The organism is Cryobacterium sp. Y57 (genome assembly GCF_002929505.1).
Taxonomy (GTDB): Bacteria; Actinomycetota; Actinomycetes; order Actinomycetales; family Microbacteriaceae; genus Cryobacterium.
Genome location: NZ_PJJL01000070.1, coordinates 43913 through 58598 on the forward strand (window position 1 = coordinate 43913; position 14686 = coordinate 58598).

14 protein-coding genes are annotated in these 14686 nt (G+C 63.6%); 8 read left to right on the forward strand and 6 right to left on the reverse strand.

The genetic code is table 11. The features are described from left to right. Position 1: 1 nt before the first annotated feature. Positions 2-610 (reverse strand): PH domain-containing protein, encoded by a 609-nt coding sequence (locus tag CXY72_RS13010; RefSeq protein ID WP_158252570.1) that lies wholly within the window; start codon positions 608-610, stop codon positions 2-4. 68 nt (positions 611-678) lie between these two features. Between CXY72_RS13010 and CXY72_RS13015 the strand changes: the two genes are divergently transcribed. The 3 genes from CXY72_RS13015 to CXY72_RS20175 all read left to right on the forward strand — a co-directional run bounded on the left by CXY72_RS13015 (position 679) and on the right by CXY72_RS20175 (position 5076). Further along, positions 679-2466 carry an ABC transporter ATP-binding protein gene (locus CXY72_RS13015; RefSeq protein WP_104128109.1) on the forward strand — a complete coding sequence of 596 codons (1788 nt, stop codon included), beginning with the start codon at positions 679-681 and terminating at the stop codon, positions 2464-2466. Between the two features lie 133 nt (positions 2467-2599). Then, positions 2600-4510 (forward strand): translational GTPase TypA, encoded by a 1911-nt coding sequence (gene typA / locus CXY72_RS13020; RefSeq protein ID WP_104128110.1) that lies wholly within the window; start codon positions 2600-2602, stop codon positions 4508-4510. Between the two features lie 101 nt (positions 4511-4611). Then, complete coding sequence (locus tag CXY72_RS20175; protein WP_233197817.1) at positions 4612-5076, forward strand: hypothetical protein; 465 nt, start codon at positions 4612-4614, stop codon at positions 5074-5076. A gap of 224 nt (positions 5077-5300) precedes the next feature. On the opposite strand, the gene CXY72_RS20180 is transcribed toward CXY72_RS20175, so the two are convergent. The 3 genes from CXY72_RS20180 to efeU are packed head-to-tail and all read right to left on the reverse strand — an operon-like array spanning position 5301 to position 6903. After that, positions 5301-5537, reverse strand: coding sequence for an imelysin family protein (locus tag CXY72_RS20180; protein ID WP_370446263.1), 237 nt, complete (start codon positions 5535-5537; stop codon positions 5301-5303). Next, positions 5538-6005: a cupredoxin domain-containing protein gene (locus CXY72_RS20185; RefSeq protein ID WP_104128112.1), complete on the reverse strand. Its 468-nt coding sequence runs from the start codon at positions 6003-6005 to the stop codon at positions 5538-5540. Between the two features lie 28 nt (positions 6006-6033). Next, entirely contained in the window at positions 6034-6903 is an 870-nt protein-coding gene (gene efeU / locus CXY72_RS13035) for an iron uptake transporter permease EfeU (protein WP_104128113.1), read from the reverse strand. Positions 6904-7082: 179 nt separating this feature from the next. On the opposite strand from efeU, the gene CXY72_RS13040 reads away from it, so the two are divergent. From CXY72_RS13040 to CXY72_RS13060, 5 genes are all read left to right on the forward strand, one after another. Next, on the forward strand, positions 7083-8033 hold the full coding sequence (locus tag CXY72_RS13040) for a PIG-L deacetylase family protein (protein ID WP_158252571.1): 951 nt from the start codon (positions 7083-7085) through the stop codon (positions 8031-8033). Between the two features lie 81 nt (positions 8034-8114). After that, the gene (gene fdxA, locus CXY72_RS13045; RefSeq protein ID WP_104128115.1) at positions 8115-8438 is read left to right on the forward strand and encodes a ferredoxin; all 324 of its coding nucleotides are present in this window, start codon (positions 8115-8117) and stop codon (positions 8436-8438) included. Between the two features lie 9 nt (positions 8439-8447). Continuing rightward, positions 8448-9548, forward strand: coding sequence for a succinyldiaminopimelate transaminase (gene dapC, locus CXY72_RS13050; protein ID WP_304466366.1), 1101 nt, complete (start codon positions 8448-8450; stop codon positions 9546-9548). A gap of 232 nt (positions 9549-9780) precedes the next feature. After that, positions 9781-11067 (forward strand): citrate synthase, encoded by a 1287-nt coding sequence (locus CXY72_RS13055; protein ID WP_104128302.1) that lies wholly within the window; start codon positions 9781-9783, stop codon positions 11065-11067. Between the two features lie 434 nt (positions 11068-11501). Next, positions 11502-12992 (forward strand): nitronate monooxygenase, encoded by a 1491-nt coding sequence (locus CXY72_RS13060; RefSeq protein ID WP_233197818.1) that lies wholly within the window; start codon positions 11502-11504, stop codon positions 12990-12992. 197 nt (positions 12993-13189) lie between these two features. On the opposite strand, the gene CXY72_RS13065 is transcribed toward CXY72_RS13060, so the two are convergent. Next, complete coding sequence (locus CXY72_RS13065) at positions 13190-13894, reverse strand: hypothetical protein (RefSeq protein WP_146071176.1); 705 nt, start codon at positions 13892-13894, stop codon at positions 13190-13192. 149 nt (positions 13895-14043) lie between these two features. Then, the gene (locus CXY72_RS13070) at positions 14044-14661 is read right to left on the reverse strand and encodes a hypothetical protein (RefSeq protein ID WP_146071177.1); all 618 of its coding nucleotides are present in this window, start codon (positions 14659-14661) and stop codon (positions 14044-14046) included. Positions 14662-14686 lie beyond the last annotated feature (25 nt).

The following is a 14686-nucleotide window of genomic DNA, read 5'->3' on the forward strand; positions in this document are numbered from 1 at the left end:
GCTACGCCAGCAGAATGGCTACAACGGATGCCGCAGCACCCGCCGCCAGCACGCCAGCGCGACCCCAGGCCCAGAGCACCGCAACGGGCGTCTGTGCCGCGAGGCCGCCATCAACCCGACCGGTCTTCTGAAGCAGGTCCCAGCGTGCGCGCACCAGTTGCGCAGCGTCCCCGGACTCACTTCCCGGCAAATCGCCAGGCCGCGGGAAGCCGCTGACGTAGGGCACCGGGTCGGTGCTCTTGCGTCGTCCGGAGCTGGTCAGGCTGCGGCCGGGCGCTGGGGCGCAGTACACCGCGAACTTACGACCCGGCGTGTACAGGGTGAGGGCGAACTTGGTGTCCACGTGCACGAGCGCCGCCCACGGCACGACGATGGTGCGCAGCGGATTGCGAATGGTGACGGCATCATCGCTCACTCGCAGGTCGGGCCGCCAGAGCATCTCCCAGACGAACAGCATCACGAACAGGGCTGGGACGACCAGCCAACGGTTCGACGCTGTCGGGAGCAAAAACAGGCTCAGCGCGCTGAGTGCGGCGACCGCGCAGAAGACCGCCGCGACGATGCGATTGAACCGCGAGTAGAAAACGTTCGGGACGGCAGCGACGGACATGCAGCTATGCTGCCAGATTTTGGCGGCAACCACCGAAGCAGCAACAGTATTGACGAAAGCAGGACTCCATGACCGACCAGGTGACGACCACATTCTCCGGCCCGGTGCTGCAGGTCACCGATCTCACGGTGCATTTCGGCGTCGACAACGTCTGGGTGCCGGCCGCGCTCAACCTGAACTATTCGATCGAGCGGGGCAAGGTGCTCGCCATCGTCGGCGAGTCCGGCTCGGGTAAGAGCGCCAGCTCGATGGCCATTCTCGACCTGCTCCCCGAGAACAGCCGCATCTCCGGCAGCGTCAAGCTCAACGGCCGGGAGCTCATGGGGCTGAAGCCCGCCCAGATGCAAAAGGTGCGCGGTGGCCAGGTTGCCATGATCTTTCAGGAGCCGATGACGGCACTCAACCCGGTCTACACGATCGGGTTCCAGATCATCGAGACTCTGCGCGCCCACTTCGGCATGTCACCCTCACAGGCCAAGGCGCGCGCCCTCGAGCTGCTCGACCTGGTGGAGCTGCCCGATCCGCTCAAAGCCTTCGACTCCTACCCGCACCAGCTGAGCGGCGGACAACGCCAGCGCGCCATGATCGCCCAGTCCATCTCCTGCGACCCGCAGCTCCTCATCGCCGACGAACCGACGACAGCCCTTGACGTGACGGTGCAGGCCGAGATCCTCGACCTGCTGCGTAGCCTGCGCGACCGACTCGACAGCGCCATCCTGCTGATCACGCACGACATGGGTGTCGTTGCCGACCTCGCCGATGACATCGCCGTGATGCGACGGGGGGTCATCGTCGAACGCGGCACGGTCGATCAGATCTTCAACGAACCCACCCACCCGTACACCATCGCCCTGCTCCAAGCCGTTCCGCACCTCGGCCAGCGCGGTGATCAGGCGATCGACATGACGGCCGCGCTCGCCACCGGCACCGACATCGTGGTGGACGCCGTGCTCGCCGCTCGCATCGAGGTCAACGAGCGTCTGGCGAATGAGGCCGCCGCTGCAGCTCGGCGCGATAGCCGTGAAGTCGTCGTGAAGTTTGACGACGTCGTGATCGAATACCCCAAGCACGGTCGCGTCGCAGCGTTCCGCGCCGTCGACAAGGTCAACCTGTTCGTGCGCCAGGGAGAGGTTCTCGGACTCGTGGGGGAGTCGGGCTCCGGTAAAACCACCCTCGGACGCGCCGCCATCGGTCTCCTACCCATAACAGAGGGAACGCTGCACGTTGCCGATCAGGATATCTCGAAGGCCAGCCGTGACGAGATCCATCGATTGCATAAAAGCGTCGGCATCGTTTTTCAAGACCCCTCCTCCTCACTCAACCCGCGGATGCCCATTGGCGACAGCATCGGGGAACCCCTCAAGCTCGGCAAGGGTTTGAAGGGCGCTGCCCTGAGCGCCGAGGTGGAGCGGCTGCTCGATAGCGTTGAGCTGCCTCGGTCCTATCGCAGTCGCTTTCCGCACGAACTGTCCGGTGGGCAGAAGCAGCGTGTCGGCATTGCCCGTGCGCTCTCGCTTGAACCGAAGGTACTCATCGCCGATGAGCCGACCAGCGCGCTGGACGTATCGGTGCAGGCCCGCGTGCTTCTGCTGATTCAGGCGTTGCAGCAGCAGATGAATTTCGCCTGCCTGTTCATCACCCACGACCTCGCCGTCATCGACGTGCTCGCCGATCGCATCGCGGTCATGCACCACGGCCGCATCGTGGAAACCGGAACGCGGGATGAGATTCTGCGCTACCCGAAAGACCCCTATACCCAGCGCCTGCTCGCGGCCGTTCCGATCCCCGATCCGACCGAACAGCGTGCCCGCCGCGAGTTGCGTCGTGAGTTGCTGGCCGCCGGCAACGATGTTTAGCCGTGGGCGCCCCACGAGCCCGGGATAAACCATACGGTAGGATAATAAGTTGGGTCACACTATGACCCTTGGTATCCATTCTTCGTCGCGCGCGAGACTCTGCGGCACTCATTCTTCGTAAGGATCTATTTTTATGGCGATTGCTACACGCAATAACCTCCGAAATGTTGCAATCGTTGCTCACGTTGACCACGGTAAAACGACGCTGGTCGACGCGATGCTCAAGCAGACCGACTCTTTCGCGGACCACTCTCACGTTGAAGAGCGCGCGATGGACTCGAACGAGCTCGAGCGCGAAAAGGGCATCACGATTCTCGCCAAGAACACGGCGGTTTCGTACAAGGGCATCCACGCCACCGAGGGTCCCATCACGATCAACGTGATCGACACCCCGGGCCACGCCGACTTCGGTGGCGAGGTCGAGCGCGGACTGTCCATGGTCGACGGCGTTGTGCTCCTCGTCGATGCTTCAGAGGGCCCGCTGCCGCAGACCCGTTTCGTACTCCGCAAGGCGCTCGAAGCCAAGCTTCCCGTCATCCTGCTGGTCAACAAGACCGACCGTCCCGACGCGCGCATCGATGAGGTCGTGGCCGAGAGCCAGGACCTCCTGATCGGCCTCGCGAGCGACATGGCCGACGACTTTCCCGACCTCGACCTCGACGCCGTCCTCGACGTACCCGTCGTCTACGCGTCGGGCCGTAACGGTGCCGCCAGCTGGAACAAGCCCGAAGACGGCACCCTGCCGGACAACGACGACCTCGAGCCGTTGTTCGATGCGATCCTCAAGCACATCCCGGCACCGACCTACGATGACACGCACCCGCTCCAGGCGCACGTCACCAACCTCGACGCCTCGCCGTTCCTCGGCCGTCTCGCACTGCTGCGCATCTTCCAGGGCACCATCAAGAAGGGTCAGACCGTGGCCTGGGTGCAGCAGGACGGCACCGTCAGCAATGTGAAGATCACCGAGCTGCTCATCACCAAGGCTCTGGACCGCTACCCGACCGAGAGCGCTGGCCCCGGCGACATCGTCGCCGTAGCCGGTATCGAGAACATCACCATTGGTGAAACTCTCGCCGACCCCGACGACGTGCGCCCACTGCCGACCATCACGGTCGACGACCCGGCCATCTCGATGACCATCGGCACCAACACCTCACCGCTCATGGGCAAGGTCAAGGGCCACAAACTCACCGCCCGCATGGTCAAGGATCGTCTTGACCGCGAACTCGTGGGTAACGTCTCGCTCAAGGTCGTTGACATCGGACGCCCGGACGCGTGGGAGGTTCAGGGCCGTGGTGAACTGGCCCTTGCCATCCTGGTCGAGCAGATGCGTCGCGAAGGCTTCGAACTCACCGTTGGCAAGCCGCAGGTAGTTGTCAAGCGCGTCGACGGTAAGGTCCACGAGCCTTACGAGCACCTCACCATCGATGCGCCCGAAGAATACCTCGGTGCCATCACGCAGCTGCTCGCAGCCCGCAAGGGTCGCATGGAGAACATGGCCAACCACGGCACTGGCTGGGTTCGCATGGAATTCATCGTTCCGTCGCGTGGACTGATCGGCTTCCGCACCCAGTTCCTCACCGACACGCGTGGTACCGGTATCGCCAACGCGATTCTGCACGGCTACGAGCCTTGGGCCGGCACCATCAACACCCGCACAAACGGTTCCATCGTGGCCGACCGCTCCGGAGCTGTCACGCCGTTCGCGATCATCAACCTGCAGGAGCGCATGTCGTTCTTCGTGCAGCCGACCAGTGAGGTTTATGAAGGCATGGTCATCGGCGAGAACTCGCGCGCCGACGACATGGACGTGAACATCACCAAGGAAAAGAAACTGACCAACATGCGTCAGTCCAGTTCCGACACGTTCGAGTCGATGACGCCGCCCAAGGTGCTTTCGCTCGAGCAGTGCCTCGAATTCGCTCGCGAAGACGAGTGCGTCGAGGTCACCCCCGCTGCCGTGCGTATTCGCAAGGTGGAGCTGACGGCATCCGCCCGCTCACGCCAGGTTTCACGCGTCAAGAAGATGGACGCGAACTAGCCAGTTTCGCTCCCGAGATCGTAAAGAGTGCCGCTTTGACCACGTCAAAGCGGCACTCTGTGCACCTCGCGGTGTATTCGCATAACGTGAAAGGTTTTTTCATGACAACCAGCAGACCAACACGACGAGTTGTTCTCGCTCTTGTAGTCGCCGCAGCCGGATTACCGCTTGTGGCGGGCTGCTCCGTGGGCGAGTCCGTGCGCGACAGCGTCAATGGCGCCGTCAACGGCGCTGTTCAGGATGCGACGGGCGGTGACGTCAGCCTCGGCGGGCAGCTTCCCGCCGACTGGCCGAGCGAAATTCCTGTGCTCGACGGAGAGGTTCTCCTCGCGACCGGTAGCCTCGGCGAGAGCGGGGTCGGTGTCTGGGTCGTGACTGTCAACGCCACGTCGACGACTCCCCTGGACGACGCACGGGCCCAGCTGCTGTCGGCCGGCTTCACCGAGGTTGTGGCCGGAGTCGACGCCGAGGTGGTCACAATGGCGAACGCAGCGTACGGCGTCGTCGTCGCGGGCAATTCCGATGGTGTTCTCTACACCGTCACTCCGGTGCCGGCGCTCGGTTAGGCGAACAGGGCTGCGCCGACGTAACTCTGGTCGGAGATGCCTCCGGGAACGGCGAAAAGGGCGCGGCTGACGTGCCGAATATGCGCGTTGAGCGCGTCGTGCTACCAGGTAGGAGCCGCCCGCCAGCCAGGCCGGGCCGTCAGACGCCGACTCCCAGACCTGGTCGGTGACGACCTCGTCGAGCAGGCCGATGGCACCGTTGGTCTGCTGCGACAGGGTGAAACTCACACCCTGCACCGTCGCGTGCAGGGTAGCGGTGTCGTGATGAGTTGCTGCGTGAGGGCTGCGCCCTTCTCGGCGCTGTACGGCTCGAAACTGGTTTCAGCCTCGGCTGGCCAGAGGTCCTTCTCGATCGCGTGCCAGCCGGTCCAGTCCTGACCATCTTCGAGGTCGGCGTCGCGCAGGTCGAGCTTGGGGTCAAGGTAGCCGAACGAGTCGGTGCCGGTGACGAGCTGGTCGATCTAGTTGGTGACGGACGAGGCGTGGTCGGAGTTGGCGGTGTCGACCTGGGCCGCACGGTCGACGTTGACGGTGGTGGCGGCATCCGTTTTGGTGGCGGTGAATTCGGCCTTGCCGACGCTGTCGCCGCCCATCCCCGGCTTGCAAGCTGTGAAGTAGCTACCGGCGTCGAGCTGCACGACGAGGTCGCGGCTGAGGCCGGGGCCGATGTTCTCGGCCTCGCCGACGATGCGCAGGCCGTCGGCGGCGAGCAGGTAGAACTCGGTCACCTGGTCACCGGAATTGGTGACCGAGAAGCGAATGCTGCCAGCCGGCGCCTCGTTGGCGGACACCGCACAATTCGTCGCGCTGCTGTCTACGGCGAGGGCCGTATTCGAGGCGGCAGGGTTGTTTGCGACGCAGCCGCTGAGCAGAGTGACACCGAGAACACCGACGCCGAGCAGGCGGGCATAACGAAAAACACGAAGCATGAAAATCCTTTGACAGAGAAACGAGAAGTCAGTGCGCGGCAACCGGAACGGGCGCCGGCGTCTGGGGTGCGGTCTGAACCGGGTGGGCGTTCGTGCGGCCCTGGCGGCTCTTTTTGATGAAGAGGCTCAGTGTCGGCACTGCGTAGGCCAGCCAGGCGAACATCTCCAGCCAGGTGGTGGCGGGGGAGAAGTTCAGGGTGCCCTTGAGCAGCGTGCCGTACCAGCTGTCCGGCGGCACGGCGGCACTCACGTTGAAGGCCAGGGCGTGCAGACCGGGCAGGAATCCGGCCTCCTGCAGGTCGTGCACGCCGTAGGAGAGCACGCCCGCAGCGACGATGATGAGAATCGCGCCGGTATAGGTGAAGAACTTAGACAGGTTGATCTTGAGCATGCCCGCGTAGATCAGTGCGCCAAGGCCGATCGCCGTCGCGATGCCGAGCGCCGCGCCGAGCAGCGGCATGGTCGTTGCTCCGGTGGCCTGCACGGCGGCCCAGAGGAACAGGGCGGTCTCAATACCCTCACGCCCGACCGCGAGAAAGGCGACGAGAACAAGGCCGAGGCCGGTGCCGACGAGGTGCTTGTCGATGTTGCCCTGCAGGTGCCCCTTGAGGTCGCGTGCGGTACGCAGCATCCAGAACACCATCCAGGTCACCAGGCCGGTCGCGACGATCGACAGCACGCCCCCGATGGTCTCCTGTGCAGTGAACGAGAGCCCATACGTGCCGTAGGTGAGCAGGGCACCGATGCCGAGGGCGAGGAGCACGGCCAAGCTCACGCCGATCCAGATGCGCGGCAGCACATCACGACGGTTGATTTTCACGATGTAGGCGATGAGAATCGTCACGATCAGCGCGGCCTCAAGGCCTTCGCGCAGGCCGATCAGGTAGTTTGCGAGCACAGGGTCCCTCGAATAGTTCGGGCAAGTTTCGGGTGAAAGCTTTGGTAAGGCTATCCTTACCGACTTCGACTCTAGTCGGAACGGCGCAAGCGTGTCTAGTTATAATTTGACTCGGGCACGGGTATTACCCAGCAAGATGAATAGCCAGCAGAACAGAAACGGTGCGTACGCCCATGGTCATGTCCGGCAGCGGCGAGCGAATCCTGTTCGTGCATGCCCGGCCCGGCGACGAATCCGCACTGACCGGTGGCACGATTGCCCGGCTGCGCGCCGATGGGTCACAGGTCGTTGTGCTCTACGCCGGTGCTGTCACCGAAGCAGACGCCGCGATCTTTGCGGCGTTGGTCGAGCTGGGGGCGCGCAGCTGGCGCCGCTTGCCCCAGATCTCCGCGACCGAATTCGTCTCGACTTGTCGAGAGGCCATTGACGCACTCGGGGCAACCGCAGTCGTCGTCGGCACCGTCGATGACGGTCTGCGTAGGGTCGCGACGACCGCCGCGCACGAGGCCGGCCTGCCGGTGTTCCTGGCCTGCACGGTACGGCAGGCAGCCGGCCAGCGTCTCATCGCTATCGACGTCGGCGCTCACCTCGACCAGAAACTGCGCGCCCTCTCGCACTTCCCCGCGCGCTGGACGCTGACCGGGCACACCCGCGTCCTGGCCGACGGGGCCATCGATGTCATCACCGACACCGAAACGTTCCTGAGAGCGGATGCCCCGCGCACAGCGCTGCCCGCGCCCACCCGACGGCCCGCTCGCCCGACGCTGGCGAACCGGTCGTTGGGCGGTCTCGCCGGCCTGCTTTTGGGTATCCTCTTCGGTGTGCTCGGAACCATCGCCCACCAGGCCACCCTGACCGTGTTCGGCGTGGCGCTGCCGATTGGCCTGACAATCGCGTTCGTCGGCATCGGAGCGCTGCTGCTCGGGCTGCGCCTTGTCGTTGGCGACAGGTTCGTGGTCGGCTTCGCCGCGACGGGATTGCTCCTGACCATTTTTGTGCTGTCACTGCGCGGTTCCGGAGGGTCGGTGCTTGTGCCGGCTGGCCTGCCCGGAACCCTGTGGACCGTTGTTCCGGCGCTGATGGCGGCTTTTGTGCTGGCCTGGCCGAAACTGCCGCCGCGCCGACGCTAGCCGGCGTCGCGTAACACGGAAAGAGGCCTGACCGAGGAGGCGTACAATCAGGAGTCCGCTCTTGAAGGGAACCCCCAGCCTGTGACGTATGTGATCGCTCTTCCGTGCGTCGATGTGAAAGATCGTGCCTGCATCGATGAATGCCCGGTGGACTGCATTTATGAGGGCGAACGCTCCCTCTATATCCATCCGGACGAGTGCGTCGATTGCGGCGCCTGCGAACCGGTCTGCCCGGTCGAGGCCATCTACTACGAAGATGACCTGCCCGAACAGTGGTCCGACTACTACAAAGCCAACGTCGAATTCTTCGACGACATCGGCTCCCCCGGAGGAGCCGCCAAAATCGGTGTCCTCGCCAAGGACCACCCCGTCATCTCCGCACTGCCACCGCAGGTTCAGCACTAAGCGATTTTCGTGCTGAAGTCGCTTCCGGACTACCCCTGGGACCAGATGGTTCCGTTCGCCGAGCAGGCTCGGCAGCATCCAGGCGGCATCGTCGACCTGTCGATCGGTTCGCCGGTCGATGCCACGCCCGACGTCGTGCAGCAGGCGCTGCGCACCGCAACGGATGCCCACGCTTATCCGCAAACCGTCGGTACGCCCGCCCTGCAGCAGGCGATCATCGCCTGGTATGCCCGGCGCCGCGGTGTCACTGGCCTGGAGCCCAAGAACGTGTTGCCCACGATCGGTTCCAAGGAGCTCGTGGCGCTCATGCCGTTCATGCTCGGCCTCGGTGATGGCGACACGATCGTGCACCCGCGGGCGGCCTACCCGACCTACGCGATCGGTGCCGCTATTGCCGGTGCTGTGGCCGTGGCCTCTGATGATCCGGCGGAGTGGCCCGAATCGACCAAGCTGATCTGGCTGAACAGCCCCGGAAACCCGGACGGCCGAGTATTGACGGTCGACGACCTGCGCGCTGCCGTTGCCCGCGCCCGCGAACTCGACGCCGTGATCGTGAGCGATGAGTGTTATGCCGAGCTGGGCTGGGACGCCCCGTGGAATGCCGAGGCGATCCCGAGCATTCTTGACCCCCGAGTTATTGACGGCGACCGACGCAAAATCGTCGCGATCTACTCGCTCAGCAAGCAGTCCAATATGGCCGGCTATCGGGCGGCCTTCGCGGCCGGCTGCAGCGGCGTACTCGAGCGCGTGCTGACCGTGCGCAAACACGCCGGCCTCATGCTTCCGGCGCCGCTGCAAGCGGCAATGATCGCCGCTCTCGGCGACGACGAGCACGTTCGCGTGCAGAAGGAGCGCTATCGCGCGCGCCGCGCTGTGCTGCGTCCCGCGCTGGAGCAGGCCGGCTTTCGCATCGATCGCAGCGAGGCGGGGCTCTACCTGTGGGCGACCGAGGGACGACCAGCATGGCACTCCATCGAACGGATGGCCGCCCTCGGCATTCTGGCCGGTCCTGGTCCGTTCTATGGTGATGTCTACCCTGAGCACGTGCGATTTTCGCTCACCGCGACCGACGAGCGTATTGCCGCAGCAGCAGCACGCCTGGTGGTCTGAAGCAGCATTTGTCTGGGCTGAGAGCTTGTGGACTTCTGCCAACGAATCGACCGAAGTCTTAGCTGATGCAACAGCGGGTGGTCAGGCGGATTAGGCTGTAGTCGCGACGGAGTCGGCCACAGCAGCTTGATCACTGACCGATTCAGTGACGCGTCGTCACATTTCATCCGGCAGTGATACCCGAGGAGGCTCCGTGACCGACGTCGCGCAGCACACAACATCCGGCGAACCGATGAGCGCTGACCCGAATAAGGTCACCATCACTTTTCCCGGCGGGAGTGCAGAGTTCCCGATCCTGACCAGTGTGGACGGCCTGTCGAGCATCGACATCTCCACCCTGACCAAGAAGACCGGCCTCACCGCGCTGGACTACGGTTTCGTGAACACTGCGGCAACTCGCTCCGCGATCACCTATATCGACGGTGACGCCGGCATCCTGCGCTATCGCGGGTATCCGATCGAACAGATCGCTCAGAACTCGAACTTTCTCGAGACGGCCTGGCTGTTGATCTACGGTGATCTGCCCAGCGCGAGCGAACTGGCTAACTTCGACGATCGCATCCGCCATCACACGCTCTTGCACGAAGACATGCGTCGGTTCTTTGATTCCCTGCCGCACAAGGCGCACCCGATGAGTGTGCTCGCCTCGGGCGTCTCGGCCCTGTCTACGTTCTACCAAGACTCGCTCGACCCGAAGGACCCGGAACAGGTCGAGATTTCGACCATTCGACTTCTGGCCAAACTGCCGGTCATGGCCGCCTATGCGCACAAAAAGAGCGTCGGCCAGGCCTTTCTCTACCCCGACAACTCCCTGAGCTTCGTCGACAACTTTCTGAAGCTCAACTTCGGCAACATGGCCGAGCCTTACGAGATCAACCCGGTCGTCAGTAAGGCCCTTGAACGCCTACTCATGCTGCACGAAGACCACGAGCAGAACGCGTCGACGTCGACGGTGCGCCTGGTCGGCTCGACGGAGGCCAACCTATTCGCGTCGGTCTCCTCCGGCATCAACGCGCTGTTCGGACCGCTGCACGGCGGAGCCAACGAAGCCGTATTATCAATGCTTGGTGAGATCCAGGCATCTGGCCAGGGCGTCGAAAAGTACGTCGAACGCGTCAAGAATAAAGAGCAGGGCGTGAAGCTCATGGGCTTCGGGCACCGGGTCTACAAGAACTACGACCCACGCGCCACCCTTGTTAAGGAGAGCGCCCATGAGGTGTTGGCCGCTTTGGGCGTGAAGGACGACCTGCTCGACATTGCGCAGGAACTCGAGCACATTGCGCTCAATGACGATTACTTCAAGGAACGTCGACTGTACCCCAATGTCGACTTCTACACCGGCGTCATCTACAAGGCGATGGGCTTTCCGACGCGCATGTTCACCGTGCTTTTCGCGATCGGTCGTCTGCCCGGCTGGGTTGCGCACTGGCGTGAGATGAACGAGGATCCGGCCACCAAGATCGGCCGCCCGCAGCAGCTCTACGTGGGTTCCGCGGCCCGCGACTACCCCCGCACATAGCATCGCTGCTGTAACCTTCCTGCGCAAATAACTCGGGGCTGAAGAGCCTGGTCGCTACGACCAGGGAGCACTCACGGGTCGATAACGCGGTCGCGCGAGCAACCGGTGCGTGCCTGAAGAGCAAGGGCTGTTGTGAGCTGTGGTGTGTGGTGTGTGTTGTGATGGGCGCTGACGCGGTGGGCTGCGTCGAGCGGCGGCGCAGTAATTAATTATTCTTGGATACTTCTGCACGGTCGAGCGTGCGGACCGACGCCCGCATCGCCCGGGCGTCGCCTGTCCCTCGTTGAGCGCGCCTTCCGCCGTCTGCCTTCCGCTTTCAGCGTTTGACCGGAGCTGGCATGGACCTGCGGAACGTATTCGTGGGGCGGAATATGCACGGGAATAGTCTGTGAAAGGGCGCCCAGCCGTGGTGTCCGTCACTGAAAGGTTCGCTCATGACTCTGCTCCAGATGACTGCGTCCGTGATACTTGCGACGGCCACCTCATCCACGACTCCGCGCCCAACGCAGGCGCTGCCGACCATCATTCAGGGCGGCATGGGCGTTGCCGTGTCATCGTGGCAACTCGCCCGCGCTGTGTCCAAAGCGGGGCAGCTCGGTGTCGTCAGCGGTACCGCCCTCGACACGGTCATCGCCAGGCGCTTGCAGGACGGCGACGCGGGTGGCCACGTACGCCGCGCGTTGGCTCACTTCCCGGTGCCGGCCCTAGCCGACCGGGTACTGCGGAAATACTTTCGCGCCGGTGGTCGTCACTCGGGAATTCCGTACCTTCCCATCGCGAAGGTCAGCCAGCATCCGCTCGTGAAGTCGCTTGAGCTGAGTGTTGTGGCGAACTTCGTCGAAGTCTGGCTGGCCAAGGAGGGCCACGATGGTCTGGTCGGCATCAATTTTCTCGAGAAGGTGCAGTTGGCCACCCCGAGCGCGGCTTACGGAGCAATGTTGGCTGGCGTCGACTATGTGTTGATGGGGGCTGGAATCCCGGCCGAGATACCCGCGTTGCTCACCGGACTGGCCCGGCACGAGACCCGGTCGCTCGACCTGCACGTCGAGAACTCCACCACCAGATATTCCGTCGAGTTCGATCCGGAAGCCGTTACCGGTGGGGGACTGCCGCCGTTACACCGGCCCCGTTTTCTGGCGATCGTCGCTGCCCATGTGCTCGCTGTGTACCTGACTCGGGAGGAGTCCACGCGTCCCGACGGCTTCATCATCGAAGGGCCGCGGGCCGGCGGGCACAATGCACCGCCGCGCGGACGCGGCTTGGTCGATGACGACGGCCAACCCATCTACGGCCCCCGGGATGATGCCGATCTGGCGAAGGTCGCAGCGGTCGGCCTGCCGTTTTGGGTCGCCGGCGGTTATGGCACCCCCGAGCGAGTCAGCGAAGCCCTCGCGATTGGTGCTGCTGGCGTTCAAGTGGGGACGCTGTTCGCCCTCGCGGCCGAATCCGGCCTCGACGAGACCCTGCGGGAGCAGCTGCTCCGTCAAATCGACAGCCAGGAGCTGGAGATTCGAACCGATCCGCTGGCCTCCTCGACAGGATTTCCGTTCAAAGTCGCGACGCTGCCGGGAACCCTGTCGGACTCCACCCTGTATGAAGAGCGCCCGCGCCTGTGCGATCTCGGTTATCTCCGGGTGCCGTACGAACGCGCCCCTGGAGTTCTCGGTTACCGGTGCCCAGCCGAACCGGTTGCGACGTTTGTGCGCAAGGGCGGTTCCAGCGCGGAGGCCGCCGGCCGCAAATGCCTGTGCAACGCCCTCACGGCCAACGTCGGACTCAGCCAGACCCGGCGAGACGGATACGAGGAGTTGCCGCTGGTCACTCTCGGTACTGACCTCGACGGGGTCACCGCCTTGCGTACCGCGCACCCCCAGGGCTGGTCCGCCACCGAGGCTGTAGCCTACCTCGAGTCTAAATCGCGATAGCAGCCCACGGACTGAACCGGCGTAGTGCGGGTTTCAGTCGTGCGGGTACACCCGGACGGCTGGGTAAGGGAGAGTCTTATCGGTCGGGTTATGGGCGAGGTAGCGGTGATTCGGGGCTGGGACGCCGTCGCTACGACCAGCGCGAACACGGCGTTGTGATGAACCTCTCGATGTCGAAGGTGTGGTGGTTGTGTCGTTTAGCAGCCGGGTCCGCGGGGGTTGGTGTTGCAGTCTTCGGCGACGAGCACGGTTGATTCGTTGGCGGCGACAACGGTGAAGGGTGTCGACGGTACGGTGACGATGCCTTCGACGGGGCGCCAGCCTTGGTCGCCGAAGCTGTAGTCGGCGCGGTAGTCGATGGTGAGGGTGACGGTGTACGTGCCTTTCGCGGCGTACTTGTGGCTGGTGGTGGTGTTGGAGAATTCGGTGAGGTTGAGGGTTGTCCAGTTTGAGCCGCTTGTTGGGGTTGAGGTGGTGCTGTTGTCTCCGTAGTCCCAGTGGTAGCCGATCGGGGTGAACATGACTTGGGCGGGTTGGCCGAGGAGTAGTCCTTCTTGGATTTGTGCGGATGCGTTGGCCCAGAAATTTGTGGGCAGTCCGACGATGGTCCAGCCGTTGGGTTCCATGTTTGTGGGCGCGGCGTAGGCGGGGAAGTTTTGCAGGTCGGTGATGCTCACGATGGTGGAGGGGGAGCATGCGGTGCAGGGAGTTGTGGGGGTGTTGGGGCGGGCGAGGGGTAGGAAGGAGCCGTTGCCGCAGGGGATGGTCTTGATGCCGGGCTTCGCCGGGTCGCCGTTTGCGCAGACCGTTGGTGTCGCCGGCGTGTCCGATGCGCTGCGTCCTCGTCGTGGGTGGCTTCCGGTTCCGGTGCCGCTGGAGCCCGTGGTGGTATCTGCTGTCACGTCAACACTGCCGCCGTTAGCTTTCCCACCCGTTTCGGGAGCATCCGGGCAGAGTCCCATTTTTCGATTTTCAGCCGTGCAGGCTGAAATGTCGGCGCGAGAAGGTGATGAGGGTACGACGCTAAACATCATCGCGGCAACCACGCCGATTACGAGCAGAAGTTTGAACCGGACCATATTGGAGACTCCGAAATCAGCAGTTGTCGGGAATTCTTATCGGGGGTAACAAAAACGACGACCATCGGTGATCGCACGGGACGATCTGATTTGACGACAGACTCACCCGCCTTGTTGACCGTGTCGGTGGAGCTGAGATCTAGGCATAGATAGGCTCGAATCTCCCAAGTGGAATCTGGGAGGGCTCGAGACGATTGGATGGTCATTGAATCAAACCGGGTGACCCCGGTAAACGCCCAACCATTTTCTTCCATCAGCTCTCTTCCGCGTATGAGCCCCTCTCGTTCAACCCCAGTCGTCAGGTCTAGGTATCCATCCCAGGATTCGGAGCGCATTGAAGGGACAGCATCGCCCAGCGAGAGATAGTTTCCATACGCGGCTTTCGCGGCAGCCAGAGCCTCGACGTTCGAGGCGAAGACCGGGGGAGTCTCGGTTGGCGCGCCCGTCGCCTTGGCGATGCGTGCGGCCGTGTCGCTGGGTTCGGGAACGGGAGCGCCCATGCATCCGCTGAGCGTGCCCAGGGCGAACGGCAACGCAATAGCAGCGAGCACAAATCCGTGCACGCGGCGGCGACGTGATGGATTTCGCATGCGGTTACCATAGACCGGATCACTG